The following is a 22,916-nucleotide window of genomic DNA, read 5'->3' on the forward strand; positions in this document are numbered from 1 at the left end:
CTCTCAGCCTAGACGGCGCGTGAGAGGCGCTCCGTCGGCGTGACGCGCCGGCGCCGCGACGGACGCTCCGCTTCAGACGGCGTGACGCGCCGGCGCCGCGCCGGACGCTCCGCCGCGGGGGGCGCGACGACGGCCTCGCCCACGAACCGCCGCAGCGCGAGCGTGAAGGGCGACCGAGGCGCGACGTCGGCGATCGGCCGCGCCGCCAGCAGCGCGGCGTCGGCCGAGCGGGGGTCCTGCGGCAGGAACCAGACGTCGTGGATGCCGCCGAAGCGGTCGAGCGTGCGGCGCACCTGCCCGCGCGCGTCGATGCCGAGCGCGCCCGGTCGCAGGCGGTTGGCCAGCACGGCGATCGGCGTCGCCCCGATCGTGGCCCGGAGCTCTGCGTGCGCGCGGAGGAACCGAGACACGCCGACGGGGTCGGCGCCGGCGACCGCGACCACGAGGTCGGCCGACCGCAGCGCCGCGAGCGTGGCGGCGTTGCGGCGTGGCCCGTCGAGGTCGCTCATGATCTCCTCGTCGCGCTCGAGCGAGGCGGCCACGTCGACGACGGTGAAGTCCGCCCAGTCGCGGCAGACAGCCAAGGCACCTTCGACGCGCCGCTCGCCGAGCTCCGGCCAGCGGGACGGGCGGTTGATGCCGGTCAGCACCTCGACGCCCGTGCGGCCGATCGGCGTGCTCACGCGCGTGAGCTCGCGGGTGTCGAGTCCGCCGAGCTCGGCCTGGCGGCAGGCCGCCGCGAACCCCGGGCCCTCGTCGGCCAGCCCCAATGCGAGGGCGATGGACGGCGCGTGGGTGTCGGCGTCGACCAGCCCGACGTGACGACCGCCGCGCGCCAGCTCGACCGCGAGCTCGATCGCGACGGTGGAGCGGCCGGGAGCGCCCGCCGGTCCCCACACCGCGATCAGCCGGGGCGCCGACGGTGGTGCGACTTCCGAAGGTGCACCGGCCGGCGTCGGTGTCGAGGCCAGCAGATCGGCGAGACGCCACGGCTCGACGTCGACGCCGACGGGCCGCTCGAGGCCGAACGCCGCCGCCAGCCGCTCCTCGGCCGGGCCCGCGCACAGCGGCACGATCCGCGTGGAGGCGCGGTCGCACAGTGCGACGACCGAGGTCGCCACGGTCTCGCGGGTGATCTCGAGCACCACGGCGTCGGCGTCGGCCACGGCCCGGAGCATCCGCTCGCCTGCAGCTCCGAGCATCCCGTCGTCGGCAAGGAGGGAGAGAGCGGATGCCTCGACCGTCGCCACCACCTCGAGGCCTTCGCGGCGCAGTCCCTCGGACAGCGCGGCTCCGGCGTCGACCGCGACGAGGACTCTCACGACCCCGCACCCGCCGTCGGGACGACCGAGAGCGCTGATTCGTCGGCCATCGCCGCCAGGGTGGCGGCGACATCCGCCCGCGGGATGACGAGCTCGACCGCCGACGCGCCCCCGCCCATCATCGAGTCGTCGCGCGCGACGGAGACGACGGTCGCGTCTGCGACCAGGATGCGCGGCTTGGCGTGGTCGCCGCTCTCCTCGAGCGGCGCCGCCCAGACCTCGACGACCGAGCCGGTGTCGACCGAGGACGGCACCTCGACAGCACTGCGCACCACGACGTGGGTGGTGCGCGAGCCGGTTGCATCGCCCACCGCCGCCGAGGGGACGAGCTCGCCCTCGGCGATCGTGCGCGTCGCCACGACGTCGCTCCCGAGCTGCTCGGGCGTCAAGTACGCGCCGCCGATCGCGCCGAGCGCGACATCGACCTCGCGGAGGTCCTCGGACGTGATGGCCTCGCCCGGCACGATCGTGCGCGCCGCGGCGTACGCGAGTGCCGTCTGGCGCGCGGCCGAGACGACGAACCAGACGCCGGCGACCGAGGCGACGATGAGCAGCACGCCGAGCAGGAATCGGGCGTCACCCCAGAAGGCTCGGCGGGGGGTGCGGGCGGCATCGAGGGCGGTCATTCCCCCATCGTCACCCAGGCCGCGCATCGGCCGGTTTCTTTATCCACAGCCGTTGCGGGGCCGAGCCCCCTGCACCGGGGCGAGGCCATAATGGGCTCATGCCCGAGATCCCGACTTCGGACGTGCGCCTGCTCGCTCCTGCTCAGGTGGGAGAAGTGCTCGGCGTGTCCGTCGACGAGGTGATGGCGCTCGTGCTGGAGGGCCGGCTGCGCGGCATGCGCGTGGGCTCCCCTGCGCGCTGGCGTGTGGAGGAGGCGAGCGTCGCCGCCTACCTCGATGACCAGGCCGAAGAGGCGCGGCGCACGGCGCTCTGGCAGCAGGCGCAGAACGCCAGCTTCCCCGAGCTGTGGGGCACGGGCTCGGTCCGCCACCCCGACTGACGCCCCGCCTCGACAGGCATCGCGCCCGCCGGCCGGGCCATCCCGGCCCCGATCACAAGATCGGCGCACTCCCCTCGACGCGCACCCACGCGACCGCGCTGAACGGCACGATCCGGTGCCCGGCGATCGCGTCCGCGTGACGCGGCGTACCAGGATCGTGCAGCGCGAGGTCGAGGTGGTCGGCGCCGGCGCGGTCGATCGTGCCGGTGAGCACACGCCCTGTGGTGAGGTGGACAGCCACCCCCGCCCGGCGACGCACGAGGTCCCGCAGCACGAACCCGAACGTCATGCGCTCGGTGAGGGCCGAGCGCGGCGGCGCGGGGCGCGCGCTGCGCAGCAGGTCGTGGTGCGGCATCCCGATCCCGACGATCCCCGCGAACGGCACCACCAGGGCTCCGGGCCGGCCCTCGACGGGCTGCAGGGCCACCCAGTCCGCTCCGATCCCCGTCACGGTGGCGCGCAGCGTCGTGTCGCCGGACAGCTCGATCGATATGACCGGGGCCGCGGCATCCCGCCCCGTCAGCAGGCTCAGCCGCTCGTGCAGGGCGACGCGTGACAGCCGAAGACGCTCCGCCTCCGTGTCGAGAGCCGCCCGCTCCGCCTCCCACTCGGAGGCGAGCTGATCTTCGAGGTCGTCGAAGAACCGGTCCCAGCGCACCCAGCGAGAGTAGGCGAATCATCACGAGTGGATCACAAGTTATCCACAACGCCCCCTGTCGATTCTCGCTGTGAGTTGACCGTGTGTTCTACTGTCCGCAAGACATCCCCCCTGTCGAGATAGGCACCCATGGCAATGACGCCCGCGGGCTCCGCCCGCGTCTTTCGCGTGCCCGGCGGCGCCGTCGAGCTCTCCGAGTTCTTCGCGCCGCAGCGCACGTCGTCCACCGCGCTCCCCGAGCCCGAGCCGTTCCTCCGCAACATCACGCGAGGCGTGCTCGAAGTGCTCGCGGGGGTGCGCGAAGTCGACCAGCTCGCGCGCTGGCTCACCGAAGAGCCGTACCGCAAGCTCGTCACGAGATCCAACCTCGCGGCGCGTGCCCGCAGCGCGCGCGGCGTGCCCGCGATGCGCCCGGTGCACGCGATCCTCTCGGTGCACCACTCGTCGCCCGCCGACGGCGTGGTCGAGTCGGTCGTGATCGTGCAGGGTCCCGCCCGCACGCGTGCCGTTGCGCTGCGCCTCGAAGGCATGGACGGCCGCTGGCGCGCGACCTCGCTCGCGCTGCTGTAGAACGCCGGACCGGCGCCAGGGCCCGTCACAGCGTCGTGACCGGTCCTGACGTCAGCTGTCGTCCTCGTCGATCAGGTCGAGGAGCGCCTTGAGCGCGTCGCGGATCTCGTCGTGGTCGTGCTGGCCGGCGCGGCTCTCGCCCGAGATGACACCCGACCGGTGCACCTTGCGGAAGTCCCCGAACGGGAACGAATAGGCGCCCTTCGTCTGGCGATCCTCGCTCTTGTCGATGCCGAGATGCCAGTGCGAGTACTCGGTCCACCCCTCGCGCTCGATGAACGCGTTCTCCTCATCGGGGGTCGGCGCCGCCTCCGACCAGGCATCCCGGTCGTCGCGCACGACCTTGCCCTCGCGCACGAGCGCACGTGCATGCTTCAGCGCGGGCTGATTCAGTTCGATGGCCATGGTGCGACGCTACGTCGGGGACGGGTGGCAGCGGGAGGGGTTGACGGATGCCGCGGCATCCGTCTCGCTTCACTGCTTGTACGACGACAGGAAGTTGCCAAGCCGTTCGATGGCCTCCGACAGCACGCGCGCCTCGGGCAGGGTCACGATGCGCAGGTGGTCGGGCGTCGGCCAGTTGAAGCCAGTGCCCTGCACGAGCAGCACGTGCTCGGCGACGAGGAAGTCGTACACCAGCTTCGCGTCGTCGCGGATCTCGTACACCTCGGGGTCGAGCCGGGGGAACGCGTACAGCGCTCCTTGCGGCCGCACGCACGTGACGCCGGGGATGGCCTCGAGACCCTCCCATGCGGCGTCGCGCTGCTCGTGGAGGCGCCCGGTCGGCGCGATCAGCGCGTCGATGGACTGCACGCCCGAGAGCGCCGCCTGCACCGCGTGCTGCGCCGGCACGTTCGGACACAGACGCGTCGACGCCAGCAGCGTGATCCCCTCGAGGAAGCCCGTGGCGTGCGACTTCGGCCCGGTGATGACGAGCCAGCCGGAGCGGTAGCCGGCCACACGGTACGTCTTGGACAGGCCGTTGAACGTGAGCACCAGCAGATCGGGCGCGACGGACGCCATCGGGATGTGCGTCGCCTCGTCGAACAGGATGCGGTCGTAGATCTCGTCGGAGAGCACGAGCAGCGAGTTCTCGCGCGCGATCTCGGCGATCCCCTCGAGCACCTCGCGCGAGTAGACCGCGCCGGTGGGGTTGTTGGGGTTGATCACGACGATGGCCTTGGTGCGGGGGGTGACCTTCGCGCGGATGTCGTCGAGGTCGGGCTGCCAGCCGTTCTGCTCGTCGGCGAGGTAGTGCACCGGCGTGCCGCCGCCGAGGCTGGTCATGGCGGTCCACAGCGGGTAGTCGGGCGCGGGGATGAGCACCTCGTCGCCCTCGTCGAGCAGAGCCTGCATCACCATCGTGATGAGCTCGGACACACCGTTGCCGAGGTAGACGTCGTCGGGGCCGAACGCGGGGAACGTCGGGTCCTGCTCGTAGCGGTACACCACCGCGCGCCGCGCCGACATGATGCCGCGACTGTCGCTGTAGCCGTGCGCGTGAGGCACAGCCTCGAGCATGTCGCGCACGATCTGGAACGGCGCCTCGAAGCCGAACACCGCCGGGTTGCCGGTGTTGAGCTTCAGGATCGTGTGGCCTTCGTCCTCCAGCCGGTCGGCCTCGACCAGTGCCTGCCCGCGGATCTCGTACAGCACATCCTTGAGCTTGCTGGACTGGTCGAGCGGGCGGAGGGGACTCATCGGATCAGGATACCGGCGGGATGCAGGGGCCAATCGACCGCCGGTGGCCGGTGCCGGGCGCACGACCGAGAACAGGTGATCTGGCGTAGGCAGCAGGATCTGCGCGAGATCGTCCTGTTTCCGTCAGATCACCTGTTCTGAGAGAGCAGAAACCAGAAGTGCAGACGAGCGGATGCCGCGGCCCGGGGCCGCGGCATCGAGAGCTCGATGCACGCCTGCGGCGCACTCGATCTGAGTCGGGTCGGGTCAACGCCGCTTCGCGGCTTCGACCCGACCCCGACTCACTTCTTGTTGCCGGCTGCGCGACGCTGGGCGCGATTCATCGGCGCCTGCTGCGGAGCGGGCTGGCCGCCGCCGTCGGTGCGCTGCCCGAACGCCCCGCGCTGCGGCTCGGCCGCGGGGGCTGCGGGAGCCTGGGCCTGACCGGCAGCCTGAGCGGCCGAGGCAGCGGCCGCCGCCTGGCGGAGGCGGTTCGTCGCCGCCTGCTGCACCTGACCGCGGTCGTTGCGCACCTCGACCTCGCCGGCATCGTTGGCCGCCGAGTACTCCAGGCCCTGCGGAGCCGCGGGGATCGCGCCGAGGCCCTTGGCGTCGACCTCGGCCTCGCCCTCGCCCTGGCGACGGACTTCGACCTCGAGGTTGTAGAGGTAGCCGACCGACTCCTCCTTGATCTGCCCCATCATCGACTGGAACATCTGGTAGCCCTCGCGCTGGTACTCGATGAGCGGGTCGCGCTGGGCCATCGCGCGCAGGCCGATGCCGTCCTTGAGGTAGTCCATCTCGTAGAGGTGGTCGCGCCAGCGGCGGTCGAGCACCTGCAGCACCACGCGGCGCTCGAGCTCGCGGGTCGCGGCGGTGCCGAGCGACTCCTCGCGGGCGGTGTAGGCGATGCGCGCGTCGGAGAGGATCTCGCGCTTGAGGCCGTCGGCCGTGATGCCGCCCTTGCGGCCGGCGCCTTCGGCCACGACCTCGTCGATCGTCACGCTGACCGGGTAGAGCGTCTTGAGCTCGGTCCACAGCGCGTCGAAGTCCCAGCTCTCGTTGTGACCCGAGCCGGTGTGGTCGTCGATGACGGCGTTGATCGCGTCTTCGATGAAGTGCTGCACGCGGTCGGCGATGTCGTCGCCCTGCAGGATGTGACGGCGGTCGGAGTAGATCGCCTCGCGCTGCCGGTTGAGGACGTCGTCGTACTTGAGGACGTTCTTGCGGATCTCGGCATTGCGCGCCTCGACCTGGCTCTGCGCCGACTTGATCGCGCGCGTGACCATGCCGGACTCGATCGCGACGTCGTCGGGGAAGTTGGTGCGGGCGAGGATCGCCTCGGCGGCACCGGACTGGAACAGGCGCATCAGGTCGTCGGTGAGCGACAGGTAGAAGCGGCTCTCGCCGGGGTCGCCCTGTCGGCCGGAACGACCGCGCAGCTGGTTGTCGATGCGGCGCGACTCGTGGCGCTCGGTGCCGAGCACGTACAGACCGCCGGCCTCGACGACCTTGGTGCCCTCTCCGGCCACGCGCTCGCGCACGGCCTCGTAGACGGCGTCCCACTCGGCTTCGTACTCCTCGGGCGTCTCGACCGGGTCGAGCCCCTTCGCCTTCATCTCCTGCACCGCGAGGAACTCGGCATTGCCTCCCAGCATGATGTCGGTTCCTCGACCGGCCATGTTGGTGGCGACGGTGACGGCGCTGAGGCGGCCGGCACGGGCGACGATCTCGGCCTCGCGCGCGTGGTTCTTCGCGTTGAGGACCTCGTGCTTGATGCCCTTCTTGGCGAGCAGTCGCGAGAGGTACTCGCTCTTCTCGACGCTGACGGTGCCGACGAGCACCGGCTGACCGCTCGCGTGGCGCTGCGCGATGTCTTCCACGACCTGCGCGAACTTGGCCTGCTCGTTCTTGTAGACGAGGTCGGGCTGGTCCTTGCGGATCATCGGCTTGTTCGTCGGGATCGACACCACGCCGAGCTGGTAGGTCGACATGAACTCCGCCGCCTCGGTCTCAGCGGTACCGGTCATGCCGGCGAGCTTGTCGTAGAGGCGGAAGTAGTTCTGCAGGGTGACCGTGGCGAGCGTCTGGTTCTCCGCCTTGACGGGAACCGCTTCCTTCGCCTCGATCGCCTGGTGGATGCCCTCGTTGTAGCGACGGCCGACGAGGATGCGGCCGGTGTGCTCGTCGACGATCATGACCTCGTCGTTCATCACGACGTAGTCGGTGTCGCGCTTGAAGAGCGCGAGCGCCTTGATCGAGTTGTTGAGGAACGAGATCAGCGGGGTGTTCGCCGACTCGTAGAGGTTGTCGATGCCGAGGTAGTCCTCGACCTTCTCGATTCCGGGCTCGAGCACGCCGATGGTGCGCTTCTTCTCGTCGACCTCGTAGTCGACGCCGACCTCGAGGGTCTTGGCGATCTTGGCGAACTCGACGAACCAGCGGTTGGCCTCGCCCGATGACGGACCCGAGATGATGAGCGGCGTGCGCGCCTCGTCGATGAGGATCGAGTCGACCTCGTCGACGATCGCGTAGAAGTGGCCGCGCTGCACGAGGTCTTCCTTGCGCCACGCCATGTTGTCGCGCAGGTAGTCGAAGCCGAACTCGTTGTTCGTGCCGTAGGTGATGTCGGCGTTGTACTGCTCGCGGCGGACCTCGGGGGTCTGTCCGGCGACGATGATGCCGGTCGTCATGCCGAGGGCGCGGTAGATGCGGCCCATGAGTTCGGCCTGGTACGACGCGAGGAAGTCGTTGACGGTGACGACGTGGACGCCCTGGCCCGCGATCGCGTTGAGGTAGACCGGGAACGCACCGGTGAGCGTCTTGCCCTCACCGGTCTTCATCTCGGCGATGTTGCCGAGGTGCAGGGCGGCGCCGCCCATGATCTGCACGTCGTAGGCGCGCTGGCCGAGCGTGCGCTTGGCTGCCTCGCGGACCGCGGCGAACGCCTCGGGCATGAGCTGGTCGAGCGTTGCGCCGGCCTCGAAACGGGCGCGGAGTTCGGCGGTCTCGCCCCGCAGCTCTTCGTCGGTGAGGTGCGAATAGTCCTCTTCGAGGGCGTTGACCGCCTTGACGACCTGCTGCAGCCGTCGGAGGATGCGACCCTCTCCGGCGCGAAGCAGTTTCTCGAGCGGGTTTGCCACGGAGTCTCCATCTGTCGGGTGTGGCGCGAACGGCGCCGGTGCCGCCGGGGCGCATGGCCCCAGACATACCTGCCTATGTTATCCACCCGTGACCTTGGTGTGCGCTGGGTGTGAGCGATGACCGCTGAACGGATTCCGCGTATGTATATGCTCGGCAACTACATACGCGGTATGCACCCGAACGGAGACCGCCCATGTCGGTGAGACAGACCCTGCTGGCCATCCTCGATCAGGGCCCCTGTTACGGCTACCAGCTCCGTGCGGAGTTCGACCGGCGCACCGGCTCGACCTGGCCCCTCAACGTGGGCCAGATCTACAACACGCTCGACCGCCTCGAGCGCGACCGCCTCGTGGAGAAGGGCGATGTCGACGCCCAGGGGCACGTCTACTGGCAGATCACGGATGCCGGCTCCGCCGAGGCACGGGCGTGGCTCGCGTCCCCCGTCGAGCGCGCCCAGGGAACGCGCGACGCGCTGGCGATCAAGCTCTCGGTCGCCGCGACGCTGCCCGGCGTCGACGCGGTCGAGATCATCCGGACGCAGCGCCGTGCGTCGCTCGCGCAGCTGGAGTCGCTCCGCAGCGCGACCTACGCCGGCGCCGACCGCGACAGCCCCGAAGCTCTGGCGTGGTCGCTCGTGGTCGACTCGATGGTCTTCGCCGCCGAGGCCGAGGCCCGCTGGCTCGACCACGCCGAGCAGCTCCTGGCGCGGCATCCCGATCACGCGCTGGCCCTCGAGCTCTCGACCGAGCGCCCCAAGCGCGGCCGTCCGGCGAGGGTCGAGACATCCGTCGCCTGATCGCCGTCGGGAAGACGTGAGACGGATCCGCCCCCGCCGACACCTCCCTGGTGAACCGCTGGAGAGGACGTGCCATGACCACCGCAGTGCCCGCCATCGACCCCGCCGCCATCCACCTCCCCCCGACCGAGCCCATCGACATCACCGAACTCGCCGCGCAATCGCTCCGACCGCGCTGACCCAGGCGCTCGAGTTCGCGCTGCCGGGCTTCTGTTCGGGAAAGAGACGACGAGCGGATGCCGCGCCCGCGACGTCCTGTCGCCTCCCAGGCGGCACGCACTACCCTTAAGCGTGACCGAAACGGCAGAGACGACCGAGACCGACGCTCCGGCAGAGCCCACCCCCCTGACTTTCGCGGACCTCGGATTGGGCGATGCGGTGCTCAAGGCGCTGCGCGATGTCGGCTACGAGACGCCGTCGGCGATCCAGGCCGCGACCATCCCGCCGCTCATCGCCCGCCGCGACGTCGTCGGCCTGGCCCAGACCGGCACAGGCAAGACGGCGGCCTTCGCGCTGCCGATCATCGACCGGCTCGACCTGTCGCAGAAGAACCCGCAGGCGCTCGTGCTCGCCCCCACGCGCGAGCTGGCGCTGCAGGTCTGCGAGGCCTTCGAGAAGTACGCCTCGCACCTCAAGGGCGTGCACATCCTTCCCGTCTACGGCGGCCAGGGATACGGCGTGCAGCTCTCGGCGCTGCGCCGCGGCGTGCACATCGTCGTCGGCACGCCCGGCCGCATCATGGACCACCTCGACAAGGGCACGCTCGACCTGTCTGAGCTGACGTACCTCGTGCTCGACGAGGCCGACGAGATGCTCAAGATGGGCTTCGCCGAGGACGTCGAGACGATCCTCGCCGAGACGCCTGACACGAAGCAGGTCGCGCTGTTCTCGGCGACGATGCCGGCGCAGATCCGCCGCATGTCGCAGCAGTACCTCCACGACCCCGAAGAGATCACCGTCAAGACCAAGACGACGACCTCGGCGACGATCTCGCAGCGCTACCTGATCGTGTCGTTCCAGCAGAAGATGGACGCGCTCACGCGCATCCTCGAGGTCGAGAACTTCGACGGCATGATCGTCTTCGGCCGCACCAAGAGCGTGACCGAGGAGATCGCCGAGAAGCTCCGCGCCCGCGGGTACTCCGCGGCCGCGATCAACGGCGACGTGGCGCAGGTGCAGCGCGAGCGCACCGTCAACCAGCTCAAGTCGGGCAAGCTCGACATCCTCGTGGCGACCGACGTCGCGGCCCGAGGTCTCGACGTCGAGCGCATCTCGCACGTGGTCAACTTCGACATCCCGACCGACACCGAGTCGTACGTGCACCGCATCGGCCGCACCGGCCGCGCCGGCCGCACCGGCGACGCGATCAGCTTCGTCACTCCGCGCGAGCGCGGGCTGGTGCGCGCCATCGAGCGCGCGACCCGCCAGGAGCTGACCGAGATGCAGCTGCCGAGCGTCGATGAGGTGAACGTCACGCGCCTCTCGCGCTTCGACGACGGCATCACCGCGGCCCTCGCCGAGACCGAGCGCATCGACCGCTTCCGCGACATCGTCGCGCACTACGTGCGCAACCACGACGTGCCCGAGGTCGACGTCGCCGCGGCTCTCGCGGTGGTGGCGCAGGGTGAGACCCCGCTGCTCCTCGAACCCGAGCCCGAGCGTCCCCGCTACGAGTCGCGCGACCGTGACGACCGGCGAGGCAGCCGGTTCGACCGCGACGACCGAGGCGACCGCCCGGAGCGGCGGCAGCGCACCCCGCGCGAGGGCATGGCGACCTACCGCATCGCCGTCGGAAAGCGCCACCGCGTCGAGCCGCGCCAGATCGTCGGCGCGCTCGCGAACGAGGGCGGTCTGCGCCGTGACGACTTCGGCGCGATCCAGATCCGCCCGGACTTCTCGCTGGTCGAGCTGCCCGCCGACCTTCCGCGCGGCACGCTCGACCGGCTGTCCGACACGCGCATCTCGGGCCGGCTGATCGAGCTGCGGCTCGACACCGGCGGTCCCGGACGCCGCCGCGACGACGGCGACCGCCCCGCCCGCAAGCCGCGTCACCGCGACTGACGGGGGCGCCCGCGGACGCGGTGAGCACCGCCGCGGCCCGGCTCGGGCGCATCGCGGCCGCGGGTGGCGTCCACAGCCCCTGCGACGCTCAGCCCGCTCCCCGCGACCGCCCATAGGATCGAAGGCATGGCCGGATTCTGGGGCAAACGCAAACGTGACAACGCCGAGCTCGCGGCGCAGGACGCCGATCTGGCGCGCCGCGCCCGCTCCTCGCTCGTTGCAGCCGACGAGCGTATCCGGGTGACCACCGACGAGCTGTCGTTCGCCGAGATCGAGCTGGGCGTCGAGCCCACGAAGGAGCTCCGCGACGCCCTGGAGGCCGTGCGCACGCACATGTCCGAGGCGTTCCACCTGCACCAGCTCAACCACGACGAGATCCCCGACACGGCCGAAGAGCTGCGCACCCGCAACGCGCGCATCGTGCAGCTCTGCGAGTGGGCCGAAGACCTCCTCGACGACCGTACCGAGGCGCTCGCCGCCCCCATCCAGCGGGCCCGCCGGGCTCCGGAGATCATCGCGGGCGTGCGCGCGGACGCGGAGCGGCTGCGCAGCCGCCTCCCCCAGGCCCGCGAGACCATCCAGCGACTCGCTGCGCGGTACTCGGCGCAAGCGCTCGCTCAGGTCGAGGCCAACCCCGCGGAGGCGGAGCAGCTGATCGGATTCGCCGAGCACAGCGCCGGCATCTCGGAGCGGCGCCGCGAGGCGGGTCAGCGCGAGCAGGCGAACCTCGCGCTCGAGGCGTGCACCGAGGCTGCGCGCCGCGCGGCGACACTGATCGACGCGGTCGAGACGTTCGAGGTCGAGGCGCTGCGGGCCGAGTCGACGCTGTCGGCCATCGTCGAGGACTCGCGCGAAGACATCGTCGTCGCACTGAAAGAGCCGCACAACCCCGAGGTGAGCGCGGCGATCGCCACGCTGCAGGACGCCCTCGCGTCGCTGCCGGCGGCCGGCGTCAACACCGACCCCTTCACCCTGCTGTCGCGGCTGCGCGAGGCGAACTCCGGACTCGACGAGGCGATCGCCAAGGCGCGCGAGCGCGCCGCCCGCCCGATCCCGCCCTTCGAGCACGTCCGCCACTCGATCGATGACGCCGACCGGCAACTCGCGGTCGCACGCGACGTCATCGCCGGGCACCGCGGTTGGATCGGCGCCGATGCGCGCACGCGCCTGGCCGAAGCGGAACGCATCCGGATCGATCTCGACCGCTACCTCGGCATGTCCGCCAGCGCGGCGACGATGATCGACGACGACCACCGTGAGCAGGCCATGGCGATGTCGCGCCGCGTCGCGTTCCTCGCGGGAGAGGCGCTCCAGCTCGCGCAGCGCGACATCGACTCCTCGCGTCCGCAGGGCGGTCCCGATCAGTGGGGCGGCCCGCAGCAGGGCTGGGGCGGCGGTCGCCGCGGTGGCAGCGACCTCATGGGCGGCATCCTCGGCGGCCTCGTGATCGGCAGCATCCTCGACGGCTTCATCGACTGACGCCGCACGACGAGAGACGGATGCCCCGGCCTTCCGGCCGGGGCATCCGTCATCATCAGAGTGCGCCTACGAAGCGACCGCCTCGGGGGCTGCCTGCGTCGTGAGCGAGATCACGCCGTAGTCCCAGCCCTTGCGGCGGTACACGACGCTCGGGTGGTCGGTGCGGGCGTCGACGAACAGGAAGAAGTCATGGCCGACCAGCTCCATGCGGTCGACGGCCTCCTCCACCGACATCCATTCCGGCTCGAACTCCTTCGTGCGGATGACGACGGGCGTGTAGCCCTCCTCCTCCTCGTTGCCGGTGATGATCGGGATCTCGCCGGTCGCGACGGCGCGGAGCACGTCGACGGATGCCGGCTGCAGATCGATCCCCTGGATGGCGCCGCTTCCCTTGTCGAGCTTCGCGCCTCGCGGGTGGTTGCGAGCGTCCACGCGCTTGTCCTTCGCGCGTCGCAGCTGTTCGCACAGCTTGTCGACCGCGAGATCGAGCGCAGTGAACTTGTCACCGTCAGTGGCCTCGGCCCGAACGATCGGGCCCTTTCCGGTGAGCGTCAGTTCGACCGTGTCGTCCTCCACACGTCCGTTGTGATACGCGCGGTGAGTGACCTTGACGTCCACGCGCTGAGCGCGCGGAGCGAGGTGTTCGATGCGGGCGGCCTTGTCTTCGACGACCGAGCGGAAGCGATCTGTGATCCCCACTCCCACGCCGACGATGCTGGTTTCCATCCCTGACCTCCTTGTTCCGGTCCACCCGGCCAAGGGCGGACCATCAGTCGCCTTGTCCCCCCACGCTATCCCGGTGGGGGGCACCTGTCACCTGTGAGTTTCCGATGCGACGGACCCGGATGCGCCAGCGCTCATCCGGCGCGGAGTTGCGGCCACCGTGGCGGCTCCGATCACGCCGGCACCGGCCTCGCGGAGCGCCCGCACCGCTTCCGCGAGCGTGACGCCGGTCGTCACGACATCGTCGATCAGGATGACGCGGAGGGACGCGGCATCCCTCGAGATCATGCTCTTCGCGACGTTCGCGCGCCGCTGATCGCGACCGAGCCCCCGCTGATCGGCGGTGCGCCGGACCGTCTGCAGCAGGTGTCTCACCGGCAGCCCCGCACGGCGCGCCAGCAGGTCGGGTACACGGTAGCCGCGGCGGCGGAACGAGGCGCGCGAGGTCGGCAAGGGCACGAGCACAGCGCCGGGCTCTGCGAACACCGCGACGGCCGCGCGCAGTGCCGGAGCGAGCGCCCTCACGAGCGGCGTGCGGCCCTCTTCCTTGACCGCCCGCACGATCCGCGCCGCCACCCCCTCGAACCGCAGACCGCTGCACACCGGGACTGCGCCACCGGCAGCATCCACCCACCGCGTGCCGACCCGTGGCGCGAGCGCGGGCCGGCACTCCTCGCAGATGTCGGCATCGGGCGCACCGCAGCCCGCGCACATGACGGGGAGGAGAAGGGCGAGCGCGTCGGCGATCGCCGCGCCCACGACGGATCGGGTCGGCGGGTGCGAGGTCATGCGCCCGAGTGTGAGGCGGAGCGGGATGCCGCGCCGGCCGTGCGGCGCATCCGGTGACCTCCCCGCACAGGAGCCTGCCTGGGGAGGAGCCGCTACTCGGGTGCGCCCTGCTGCGTGGCGAGCAGGAGCACATCGGACGCCGTCGGCTGCCAGCCCGTACCGCGCTTGACGTAGAGCGTGCCGTCGTCGGCGCGCAGCCGCGCGCTCGAGAGCGACGTGCCCCCGGCGATGGTCACCATCCCCGCCGACGCCGAGCTCCGCGTGCCCGCGCCGCCGACGACCTGCTCGAGGATCGAGGATCCCTCGGCATCGCCCGAGAGCACCCCGACCGAACCGTCGTCGAGCCACGCGAGTCCGATCCCGTTCGAGACCTCGGCGAGCTGCACCGGATCACCCAGGCGCACCGGGACCTGATCATCCGTCTCGCGCACCACCCCGGCGACCCACAGCGCGCCGCGGCCACCGGCGGACACGATCGCAGCGACCCTGGTCCCGTCCCGCGACACCGCCATCGCCGTGATCGACATCGAGCCCGACCACGCGTCGGCGACATCGACGGCGGTGAGGTCCGGCAGGATGACGCGGACCGCGGCCGGCTCGTCGCGCGGCACGCTCCAGACCATGCCGAAGGGATCGATCGACGGATCGACCAGGCCCGGCCGGGAGTCGACGACCTCGAAGGTCTCATCGTCGCGGAATCGCATCACCTCGCCCGTTTCGAGACGGGCGGCCGCCACATCGCGGTCGGGCGCGAGCTGCAGTGCGAGGGGCGAGTACTGCTCGACCAGCGGCGAGATGCCGGGCACCGGGTCAAGGGTCTCCCCACCGGTGATGAATCCGAAGCCGTCTGCGGTCAGGACGAGCGGCGCGCCGGGTACGCGCGTGGAGCGCACGCGCACGGCTTCGGCATCGATCGGCACGGAATCGACGGTGAGCTCGACGTCGGTGATGTTGGCCGTGCGCAGACTCTCGAGGAGCTGCGTGTACATGCGGTCGAGGGCCTGGGGATCGGCCGAGAGAGCCGCCTCGTTGAGGTCGACCTGCGCGACGTTGCCGGTGACGGGTACGGCGGGCGCCACCTCGACGCTCTCGGGGAACGCCGACTGCACCGAGTCGGTGAGCCACGCGCTCGGCGGCCCGTCCACCAGTGCCCGCGCGACGCGACCGGCCGAGTTGGTGGTCGGGAACCACCGCGCGTCTGGCACGAGGTACTGCCACGACGGGTCGAAGTACATGACGCCGTAGCGGTGGAACACCCGGGGGAAGACGTTCTCGTCGAGCACGACGCCGTCGGGCGCGAGGCTGATGCGCCACTCCCCGCCCTCCTGGACGAGCTCGAACGGCAGCACCCTCTCGCCCACCGCGGCGCGCTCGTACGTGCCCAGGTCGTCGACCGTCGCGATAGCGGTGACCGCGAGCTCGACGTTGCCCTCGGATGTCTCCCTCGGCACGCGATCCTCGAGCACGTCGATGGTCACTGCTGCCTCGGGGTTCCACACTCTCGCGAACTCCTCGGTCAGGAACTCGCGTGCGCGGTCCCACCTCGCCCCGAGGCCCGGCCCGGAGCCGGCCCGCACGAATCCCTCGACGATCTGCACCGGCGTCGCGCCCGGCTGCGGGCTGTCAGGCAGGAGGAACGAGATCTCCTCGTCGTCGGGCGCATCCGCCGTGCCGAGTCCGTAGTTGATCCGGCCGCTCGTGGGCAGGCCCGCGCAGGCGGTGAGCATCAGGGCGAGCAGGGTGATGAGTGCGATCGGGATGCTGCGGCGCCGGGTCATGACGCACCTCCCCGGGGCGCGGCATCCCGAGCCCCCGCCGCGTCCTGACGAAGCACCTGGATGGGCTGGGTCAGCCCGAGGTCTTCGACCATGCCGACGGAGTCGTCGCCGGGATCCAAGGGGATCGGCGAGGGGCCGACCAGCGGTCCGCCGCTGCGGGGCAGCGTGAGGACGAAGTTCGTGCCGCGCCCGAGCTCCGACCACACGGCCAGCTCTCCGCCGTGGAGCCGCGCGTCGCCGAGGGCGATCGAGAGCCCGAGACCCGTGCCGCCGATCGTGCGCGTGCGCGAGGGGTCGGCGCGCCAGAACCGGTCGAAGACGCGCTCCACCTCGTCCTGCTTCATGCCGAGGCCGTAGTCGCGCACGCCGAGCGCCACCGCCTGCTGGTTGCTGTCGACGGTGACGACGATCGGGCGGCCCTCGCCGTGCTCGATGGCGTTGCCGAGGAGATTGCGCACCACGCGGCGCACGCGGCGCGGGTCCATGTCGACCGGCGAGTACCCGCCCGGAGCGACGAGGCGCACATCGCTGCCGTGCTGCTCGGCGAGCTGCTCCATCGAGGCGATGACGTCTTCCGCGAGGTGGGCGAGGCTCGTCGCCTCCAGCTCGAGCTGCACCGAGCCTGCGTCGTAGCGGCTGATCTCGAGCAGGTCGGTCAGGAGCGTCTCGAACCGCTGCACCTGGTTGTTGAGCAGTTCGGCGGCCCGGGCGGTCGCCGGGTCGAAGTCCTCGCGCTGGTCGTTGATCATGTCGGCGGCGAGGCGGATCGTCGTGAGCGGCGTGCGCAGCTCGTGCGACACGTCCGACACGAAGCGCTGCTGCACGAGCGAGAGGTCGGCCAGCTCCTTGATCTGCGACTCGATGCTGTCGGCCATCGCGTTGAAGGAGCGCCCCAGCGTCGCCAGCTCGTCCTCGCCCCGCACCGGCAGGCGCACCCCGAGTTCTCCGGCCGCGAGCTTCGCACTGGTGTCGGCCGCCTCGCCGATCGGCGTAGTCACCGAGCGCAGCACGAACCACGCGATCCCGCTGATGAGCAGCACCAGCCCGATGCCGACGATCCACAGCGTGCTCTGGACGAACCTGAGGGTCTGCGGCGCGTTCTCGAGGTCGTACGCGAGGTAGAGCTCGTACGCGGCCACGCCCGGAACGGTCAGCTGCTGTCCCACGACGATGCCGGGCACCGTGGAGCCGTCGTCGGTGGGCATGGCGATCGACTGCCAGACCTGCCGGTCCGCGCTCGCCCGCACCGCCTCGCGCAGCGACTCGCTGATCGAGTCCTCGAAGCGCAGGTTGCTGGTGAAGTCCTGGGGTGCCGACGGCGCCGGCGGACCGATGCGGAACGCCGCCCGCATGTCACTGGACGACTGCGCCGCGAGCGTGCTCTGCACGAGGATCATCACGTTCTGCAGCTGAACGCTGTCGCTCTGCGCGGTCGCGCTGTCGAGCGTCGTCTGCGCGGCGGACGACCCCCGCAGCGCGTCCTGCAGCACCTGGTCCTTGCGCGAGACGAAGAGGTCGTTCTGGATCGCGAGTGCCATCCACACGCACGCCACGATCACGGCGAGCGCGGTGAGACCGAACGTGACCAGGATGGTGCGGAACCGCAGCGACCGTCGCCACAGCGCGGCGATGTTGCCCGGCCAGGCACTCCAGTCGCGCCATCCCGTGAGCGGTGTGCGGGTGGCCGTCACCCCCGTGATCGGGGCCGTCATCGTGACCTCAGACGACGGCGCCGGCGCGGTAGCCCACGCCGCGCACCGTGGTCACGATCTTCGGGTTGTCGGGGTCGAGCTCGACCTTCGCGCGCAGACGCTGCACGTGGACGTTCACGAGGCGCGTGTCGGCCTTGTAGTGGTAGCCCCAGACCTGTTCGAGGAGCATCTCGCGCGAGAACACCTGCTGCGGCTTCGACGCGAGCGCGACGAGCAGCTCGAACTCGAGCGGGGTCAGGGCGATGGGGGTGTCGCCGCGACGCACCTCGTGCGCGGCGACGTCGACCGTCAGGTCGCCGATGCGCAGGTGGTCGTTCGCGGGCTGACTCGCAGGGCGCAGCCGGGTCTTGATCCGCGCGACGAGCTCCTTCGGGTTGAACGGCTTGACGATGTAGTCGTCGGCGCCCGACTCGAGGCCCTTCACGACGTCGGCGGTGTCGGTGCGCGCGGTCAGCATGATGATCGGGATGCCGGACTCGGCGCGCACGCGGGTGCAGATCTCGATGCCGTCCATGCCCGGGAGCATGAGGTCGAGGAGGATGAGATCGGGCCGCTCGGTGCGCCACGCGTCCACGGCCTTCGCCCCGTCTGCGCAGAACGCGGTGTCGAACCCCTCGGTGCGCAGCACGATGCCGATCATCTCGGCGAGGGCGGTGTCGTCGTCGACCACCAGGATGCGTGAAGTCATCGCGCGGTTCGTCCTTCTTGTCGGGCACGCAGGGCACGGCGTGTTCGGCGCCGTCCCCCTGCGCTCCCCACAGAGTAGTGGACCCCGCCTGAGGAGCGGCCCAAGACGAACCGTGATGCCGCCGAACGTCGGTCATGAACGCCCTGGGAGCCCTCGGCGGATGTGACACGATAGGGATCAGCCAGCGAGGCGCTCCGCCCCATGCGGACAGCCCGATCCAGAGAGGGAGACCGTGACCGCCTATCCGGCTTGGACACCGGCATCCCGCCCGGGCATCATCCCCCTGCACCCGCTCCCGTTCGGAACGATCCTGGGCCGCTCGTTCTCGGCGCTCCGCCAGAACCCGCGCGTGCTGCTCGGGTTCGCGCTGGTCGTGCAGACGCTCGCCTACCTCATCGTGACGGCGGCCATCGTGGGTGTCGCATGGGCATCGTTCACGCGGCTCGACACGCTGCGGTTCGGCACCGAGGAGTTCGAGGCCGTCATGGCCGGGTCGGTCGCGATCACGCTGATCGCCGGCCTGGTGCTCGGGCTCGCCGCCGGTGCGCTCGGCGTCATCGTGCAGGGCATCGTGGTCATCGAGGTCGCCCACGCGGCGGTGGCGGAGAAGCTGCGGCTCTCCGCACTGTGGCGACAGCTGAGGCCGGTCGTGTGGCGGCTCATCGGCTACACGCTGCTTCTCACGCTCGCCGTGGTCATCGTGACGGGTGCCGTGGTCGCCGCGATCGTCGGCATCGCGATCGCGGCGGGCCCCTTGGCCATCCTCTTCACGGTGATGGCGATCCTCGCCGCCATCCCGCTGACGCTGTGGCTGATGATCAAGCTGCTTCTCGCGCCGTCGGCGATCATCCTCGAGCACGCCACGATCGGCCAGGCGATCGCCCGCTCCTGGCGGCTGACGCGCGGGCGCTTCTGGCCCGCACTCGGCGTGATCATCCTGATCTCGCTGGTCTTCGGGTTCGTCGCCCAGATCGTCAGCGTGCCGTTCAGCTTCCTGAGCACCGGGCTCACCACCGTCATCGCCCCGACCGGTGACCCCGAGCCCTCCGCGATCATCGCGATGATCGTGGTGCTGCTGCTCACCCAGGTGGTCACGCTGCTGCTGCAGTCGGTGGCCGTGGTCGTTCAGTCGACGGCGACCGCGATCATCTACATCGACTGCCGCATGCGGCACGAAGGGCTCGACCTCGACCTGCTCGCCTATGTCGAGCGGCGGGACGCCGGCGCCACCGCGCTGCCCGACCCGTACCGCGAGCACATCGGCCGCGCCGTCGCGCCACGGCTGCCGCAGCCCGCCTACGCCGTGCCCCCGGGATACCCTCCCACCCACGGTCAGCCGCCGGTGTACGGCCAGGCGCCGTATGGCCAGGCGCCGTACGGCCAGGCGCCCGCCGCGCCGTACGGTCAGGCGCCCGCGTATGCGGGCGGGTACGCCGCACCGCAGCAGCCGTACGGGCACGCACCCGTGACGCCGCCGCACGCGCCCGTCGCACAGCCCGCGCCGGCACCGCAGGCGGCGCCGACCGAGGAGCACCCCGCGCCGGCGCCGACCACCTGGACCGCGCCCGGCACCCCGGCCGACGGCGTCGACCGAGAGTCGCCGTGGGCTTGAGCGCCGTCCTCGCGCTGGGCGCCGTGGTGACGTCGGTCGCGCCGCGCCGCGCCGCCGACGCCGGTCCGCTGACGCCCGACGGCGATGAGGCGCGCCGCTGGGCCGAGCAGGAGCTGTCCGACCCGGTCTACGACATCGCCGAGCCGACGCCCTTCGACCGGATCGCCCGCGCCGTCGCCGACTTCTTCGAGCGGCTCTTCGCGACCGAGCTCTCCGGCGAATGGGGCCCCGCGGTCGCCGTCGTCGCGGCGATCGTGGTGCTCATCCTGATCGGGGTCGCGTTCGCGCTCTGGGGAATCCCGCGTTCCTCGCGTCGCGCTCATGCCCCGTCGCCCTCGCTGTTCGGCGAGGCCGAGGTCCGCTCCGCCGCCGAGCTCCGGTCGGCAGCGGCGTCCCACGCGCGCAAGGCCGAGTGGGACGCGGCGATCGTGCTGCACTTCCGCGCGCTGGCGCGGGGATGCAGCGAACGCGGGGTCGTCGAGACGCCTCCCGGCGCGACGGTCCACGCCTTCGCGCGCGCGGCTGCGCGCGTGTTCCCCCATCTCGCCGACGAGCTGGAGAGGTCGGCGACCGCCTTCGACGACGTGCGCTATCTGCGGCGCCCCGGAACCGCCGCCCTCTACCGGCAGGTGGCCGAGACCGACAGCGCCGTCGTCGCCGCGAAGCCGCTCGTCGCCGCAGAGGTCCCGGCATGACGGCCGTCGACGCGCCGCCGGTCAACGCCGGACCGCCCCCTTCCCCGGGGCGCGCTCCCCGTGTGACGACGTGGATCCTCATCGCCGTGGCGCTGCTGGCCATCGGCGGCATCGGCGCCGTGATCGCCGCGGCTGGAGAGTGGGCGGAGCGCGACGCGCTCGATCCCCAGTCGGCCGGTCCGACCGGCACCCGGGCGCTCGTCGAGGTGCTCCGCGACCAGGGCGTCGCGGTGCGCGTGGTACGCGATCATGTCGGCGCGGGCTCCGCGCTCGACGGGGGGCCGGCGACGCTCGTGCTCCCCGACACCCCGGCGCTCTCCGACGACGGCCTGCAGGACCTCGTGGACCGAGCGGCGGACGTCGTGCTCATCGAGCCGCGTGCGCGATCGCTCGATCTCCTGCTTCCGGGCGCCGAGACCGCAGGGTACGCCCCCCTCGGCACCACAGACCCCGACTGCGACCTCGGTGACGCGGTGCGCTCGGGCGCGATCGAGCCGGGAATAGCGCTCATGCCGCCCGATGCGGACGCCGCCGCCACGCCCGGCTTCTCGGCGTGCTACCCGGCAGGCGACGGCTACGGGCTGCTCGTGGGGCCGCACGGTGACGGCCGCGCGGCCGCCGTCGACGGCACCGACCTCTTCACGAACGCGCGTCTCGCCGAGGACGGCAACGCCGCGCTCGCGATCAACCTGATGGGGCGGCATCCGCTCGTCGTCTGGTATCAGCCCGGAACGGGCGACACCGACATCGCCGACACCGACCTGTCGATCGGCGAGCTGACCCCGCCGTGGGTGAGCCCTGTCATCGTGCTTGTCATCGTCGCCGGCGTCGCCGCCGGCATCTGGCGCGGACGCAGGTTCGGCCCGCTCGTGGCCGAGCGCCTTCCTGTCACGGTGCGCGCGTCCGAGACCACAGAAGGTCGCGCACGGCTCTACGCCCAGTCCCGCGACGCCCTGCACGCCGCCGACCAGCTGCGCCTCGGCGCCCTCGGCCGTCTCGGCCGGACGCTCGGCCTCGGTCCCGCCGCTTCCGCGCCCGAGATCTCCGACGCCGCCGCCGCGCGTGCGGGGGTCGACGCGGGTGCCGCGCGGCGGATCCTCATCGACGACATCCCCGTCAGCGACGCCGACCTCGTCTCCCTCAGCCTGCAGCTGCGCCACCTCGAGGACGCCGTGCACGCGGCCGTCCGTCCGGAAAGGAACCCGCGATGACCGACACTCCCCCGATCGATACGGCCGCCACCGACGACGCCACGCTGCGCGAGGCGATGAACCGGGTCCGCGTCGAGGTGGGCAAGGCCGTCGTCGGGCAGGACGGCACCGTGACCGGGCTGCTCATCGCTGTCCTCGCCCGCGGCCACGTTCTCCTCGAGGGCGTTCCCGGTGTCGCCAAGACGCTGCTGGTGCGCGCGTTCTCGACGGCGCTCGGCCTGGACACCAAGCGCATCCAGTTCACGCCCGACCTCATGCCCGGCGACGTGTCGGGCTCACTCATCTACGACGCGCGCTCGGGCGAGTTCGAGTTCCGCGAGGGGCCGGTCTTCACGAACGTGGTGCTCGCCGACGAGATCAACCGCACGCCGCCGAAGACCCAGGCCGCACTGCTGGAGGCGATGGAGGAGCGCCAGGTCTCGGCCGACGGCGTGACGCGCCCCCTCCCCGACCCGTTCCTGGTGGCGGCGACGCAGAATCCGATCGAGCACGAGGGCACGTACACGCTGCCCGAGGCCCAGCTCGACCGCTTCCTCCTGAAGCTGATCGTGGATGTGCCGGCCCGCGACGCCGAACTCGCGGTGCTGCGGCGCCACGCGAGCGGGTTCGACCCGCGCGACCTCGCCGCGGCGGGCCTCGAGCGCGCGGTGACGGCGGACGAGATCCGCGCGGCGCAGCGTGCCGCGGCATCCGTCACCGTCTCGGACGACGTGCTGGGCTACGTCGTCGACCTCGCGCAGGCGACCCGCCGCAGCCCGTCGGTGCAGCTCGGGGTGAGCCCGCGCGCCGCGACCGCGCTGCTGGCCGCCGCGAAGGCGTGGGCCTGGCTCGGCGGGTACCCGGCCATCACGCCCGACCACGTGCAGACGATGCTGCTGCCGACCTGGCGCCACCGCATCCGACTGCGCCCCGACGCCGAGCTCGAGGGCGTCTCGGTCGACGCGGTCCTCGGCTCGGTGGTGCAGCAGACCCGCGTCCCCATCTGAGGCCCA

20 protein-coding genes are annotated in these 22,916 nt (G+C 71.4%); 9 read left to right on the forward strand and 11 right to left on the reverse strand.

All coding sequences use genetic code 11. The features are described 5' to 3' along the window. Window positions 1-8: 8 nt before the first annotated feature. Window positions 9-1,322: an AAA family ATPase gene (locus tag H9622_RS01125; RefSeq protein WP_191763436.1), complete on the reverse strand. Its 1,314-nt coding sequence runs from the start codon at window positions 1,320-1,322 to the stop codon at window positions 9-11. Beyond that, a complete protein-coding gene (locus H9622_RS01130) occupies window positions 1,319-1,948 on the reverse strand; it encodes an SAF domain-containing protein (RefSeq protein ID WP_191763438.1) in 630 nt (209 codons plus the stop codon). Before H9622_RS01130 ends, H9622_RS01125 begins: the two co-directional genes overlap by 4 nt. A 98-nt stretch (window positions 1,949-2,046) precedes the next feature. Here H9622_RS01130 and H9622_RS01135 point away from each other — a divergent pair, with 98 nt between their 5' ends. Further along, on the forward strand, window positions 2,047-2,328 hold the full coding sequence (locus H9622_RS01135) for a helix-turn-helix domain-containing protein (protein WP_191763440.1): 282 nt from the start codon (window positions 2,047-2,049) through the stop codon (window positions 2,326-2,328). Window positions 2,329-2,380: 52 nt separating this feature from the next. Here H9622_RS01135 and H9622_RS01140 read toward each other — a convergent pair whose 3' ends face one another. After that, entirely contained in the window at window positions 2,381-2,986 is a 606-nt protein-coding gene (locus H9622_RS01140) for a hypothetical protein (RefSeq protein ID WP_191763442.1), read from the reverse strand. A 129-nt stretch (window positions 2,987-3,115) separates the two neighbouring features. Between H9622_RS01140 and H9622_RS01145 the strand changes: the two genes are divergently transcribed. Then, complete coding sequence (locus tag H9622_RS01145) at window positions 3,116-3,556, forward strand: Rv3235 family protein (RefSeq protein ID WP_191763444.1); 441 nt, start codon at window positions 3,116-3,118, stop codon at window positions 3,554-3,556. A gap of 51 nt (window positions 3,557-3,607) precedes the next feature. Here H9622_RS01145 and H9622_RS01150 read toward each other — a convergent pair whose 3' ends face one another. From H9622_RS01150 to secA, 3 genes are all read right to left on the reverse strand, one after another. Then, window positions 3,608-3,961 (reverse strand): hypothetical protein, encoded by a 354-nt coding sequence (locus H9622_RS01150; RefSeq protein WP_191763446.1) that lies wholly within the window; start codon window positions 3,959-3,961, stop codon window positions 3,608-3,610. A 69-nt stretch (window positions 3,962-4,030) separates the two neighbouring features. After that, window positions 4,031-5,257, reverse strand: coding sequence for a pyridoxal phosphate-dependent aminotransferase (locus H9622_RS01155; protein WP_191763448.1), 1,227 nt, complete (start codon window positions 5,255-5,257; stop codon window positions 4,031-4,033). A 281-nt stretch (window positions 5,258-5,538) separates the two neighbouring features. After that, a complete protein-coding gene (gene secA, locus H9622_RS01160) occupies window positions 5,539-8,379 on the reverse strand; it encodes a preprotein translocase subunit SecA (RefSeq protein ID WP_191763450.1) in 2,841 nt (946 codons plus the stop codon). A gap of 194 nt (window positions 8,380-8,573) precedes the next feature. Between secA and H9622_RS01165 the strand changes: the two genes are divergently transcribed. From H9622_RS01165 to H9622_RS01175, 3 genes are all read left to right on the forward strand, one after another. After that, window positions 8,574-9,176 (forward strand): PadR family transcriptional regulator, encoded by a 603-nt coding sequence (locus H9622_RS01165; protein WP_191763452.1) that lies wholly within the window; start codon window positions 8,574-8,576, stop codon window positions 9,174-9,176. A gap of 291 nt (window positions 9,177-9,467) precedes the next feature. Continuing rightward, window positions 9,468-11,237 carry a DEAD/DEAH box helicase gene (locus tag H9622_RS01170; protein WP_191763454.1) on the forward strand — a complete coding sequence of 590 codons (1,770 nt, stop codon included), beginning with the start codon at window positions 9,468-9,470 and terminating at the stop codon, window positions 11,235-11,237. Window positions 11,238-11,363: 126 nt separating this feature from the next. Next, complete coding sequence (locus tag H9622_RS01175) at window positions 11,364-12,716, forward strand: hypothetical protein (protein WP_191763456.1); 1,353 nt, start codon at window positions 11,364-11,366, stop codon at window positions 12,714-12,716. A 66-nt stretch (window positions 12,717-12,782) separates the two neighbouring features. Here the strand turns inward: H9622_RS01175 and hpf are convergent, their stop codons facing one another. The 5 genes from hpf to mtrA form a co-directional block, all read right to left on the reverse strand. Beyond that, window positions 12,783-13,442, reverse strand: a complete 660-nt coding sequence (gene hpf / locus H9622_RS01180; protein ID WP_191763458.1) for a ribosome hibernation-promoting factor, HPF/YfiA family — start codon at window positions 13,440-13,442, stop codon at window positions 12,783-12,785. 87 nt (window positions 13,443-13,529) lie between these two features. Continuing rightward, complete coding sequence (locus H9622_RS01185) at window positions 13,530-14,228, reverse strand: ComF family protein (protein WP_191763460.1); 699 nt, start codon at window positions 14,226-14,228, stop codon at window positions 13,530-13,532. Between the two features lie 92 nt (window positions 14,229-14,320). Further along, window positions 14,321-16,006: an LpqB family beta-propeller domain-containing protein gene (locus tag H9622_RS01190; RefSeq protein WP_191763462.1), complete on the reverse strand. Its 1,686-nt coding sequence runs from the start codon at window positions 16,004-16,006 to the stop codon at window positions 14,321-14,323. Continuing rightward, the gene (gene mtrB / locus H9622_RS01195; protein ID WP_191763464.1) at window positions 16,003-17,718 is read right to left on the reverse strand and encodes an MtrAB system histidine kinase MtrB; all 1,716 of its coding nucleotides are present in this window, start codon (window positions 17,716-17,718) and stop codon (window positions 16,003-16,005) included. The genes H9622_RS01190 and mtrB overlap by 4 nt, the downstream gene beginning before the upstream one ends. 7 nt (window positions 17,719-17,725) lie before the next feature. Further along, complete coding sequence (gene mtrA / locus H9622_RS01200; protein WP_191763466.1) at window positions 17,726-18,406, reverse strand: MtrAB system response regulator MtrA; 681 nt, start codon at window positions 18,404-18,406, stop codon at window positions 17,726-17,728. 232 nt (window positions 18,407-18,638) lie between these two features. Here mtrA and H9622_RS01205 point away from each other — a divergent pair, with 232 nt between their 5' ends. The 4 genes from H9622_RS01205 to H9622_RS01220 are packed head-to-tail and all read left to right on the forward strand — an operon-like array spanning window position 18,639 to window position 22,910. Next, complete coding sequence (locus H9622_RS01205) at window positions 18,639-20,018, forward strand: glycerophosphoryl diester phosphodiesterase membrane domain-containing protein (RefSeq protein WP_191763468.1); 1,380 nt, start codon at window positions 18,639-18,641, stop codon at window positions 20,016-20,018. Further along, window positions 20,015-20,713 carry a DUF4129 domain-containing protein gene (locus tag H9622_RS01210; protein ID WP_191763470.1) on the forward strand — a complete coding sequence of 233 codons (699 nt, stop codon included), beginning with the start codon at window positions 20,015-20,017 and terminating at the stop codon, window positions 20,711-20,713. The genes H9622_RS01205 and H9622_RS01210 overlap by 4 nt, the downstream gene beginning before the upstream one ends. Beyond that, entirely contained in the window at window positions 20,710-21,924 is a 1,215-nt protein-coding gene (locus H9622_RS01215) for a DUF4350 domain-containing protein (protein WP_225221513.1), read from the forward strand. The genes H9622_RS01210 and H9622_RS01215 overlap by 4 nt, the downstream gene beginning before the upstream one ends. Continuing rightward, a complete protein-coding gene (locus H9622_RS01220; protein WP_191763472.1) occupies window positions 21,921-22,910 on the forward strand; it encodes an AAA family ATPase in 990 nt (329 codons plus the stop codon). Before H9622_RS01215 ends, H9622_RS01220 begins: the two co-directional genes overlap by 4 nt. Window positions 22,911-22,916: the final 6 nt, after the last annotated feature.

This window comes from Microbacterium gallinarum, assembly GCF_014837165.1.
Taxonomy (GTDB): Bacteria; Actinomycetota; Actinomycetes; order Actinomycetales; family Microbacteriaceae; genus Microbacterium; species Microbacterium gallinarum.

Bases quoted from the DNA above. Each gene is read 5' to 3' on its own strand.
- H9622_RS01155 (WP_191763448.1), bottom strand. From the start codon at position 5,257: ATGAGTCCCCTCCGCCCGCTCGACCAGTCCAGCAAGCTCAAGGATGTG.
- H9622_RS01165 (WP_191763452.1), top strand. From the start codon at position 8,574: ATGTCGGTGAGACAGACCCTGCTGGCCATCCTCGATCAGGGCCCCTGT.
- mtrB (WP_191763464.1), bottom strand. From the start codon at position 17,718: ATGACGGCCCCGATCACGGGGGTGACGGCCACCCGCACACCGCTCACG.
- H9622_RS01215 (WP_225221513.1), top strand. From the start codon at position 20,710: ATGACGGCCGTCGACGCGCCGCCGGTCAACGCCGGACCGCCCCCTTCC.
- H9622_RS01145 (WP_191763444.1), top strand. From the start codon at position 3,116: ATGGCAATGACGCCCGCGGGCTCCGCCCGCGTCTTTCGCGTGCCCGGC.
- H9622_RS01220 (WP_191763472.1), top strand. From the start codon at position 21,921: ATGACCGACACTCCCCCGATCGATACGGCCGCCACCGACGACGCCACG.
- mtrA (WP_191763466.1), bottom strand. From the start codon at position 18,406: ATGACTTCACGCATCCTGGTGGTCGACGACGACACCGCCCTCGCCGAG.
- hpf (WP_191763458.1), bottom strand. From the start codon at position 13,442: ATGGAAACCAGCATCGTCGGCGTGGGAGTGGGGATCACAGATCGCTTC.
- H9622_RS01150 (WP_191763446.1), bottom strand. From the start codon at position 3,961: ATGGCCATCGAACTGAATCAGCCCGCGCTGAAGCATGCACGTGCGCTC.
- H9622_RS01175 (WP_191763456.1), top strand. From the start codon at position 11,364: ATGGCCGGATTCTGGGGCAAACGCAAACGTGACAACGCCGAGCTCGCG.
- H9622_RS01135 (WP_191763440.1), top strand. From the start codon at position 2,047: ATGCCCGAGATCCCGACTTCGGACGTGCGCCTGCTCGCTCCTGCTCAG.
- H9622_RS01190 (WP_191763462.1), bottom strand. From the start codon at position 16,006: ATGACCCGGCGCCGCAGCATCCCGATCGCACTCATCACCCTGCTCGCC.
- H9622_RS01185 (WP_191763460.1), bottom strand. From the start codon at position 14,228: ATGACCTCGCACCCGCCGACCCGATCCGTCGTGGGCGCGGCGATCGCC.
- H9622_RS01130 (WP_191763438.1), bottom strand. From the start codon at position 1,948: ATGACCGCCCTCGATGCCGCCCGCACCCCCCGCCGAGCCTTCTGGGGT.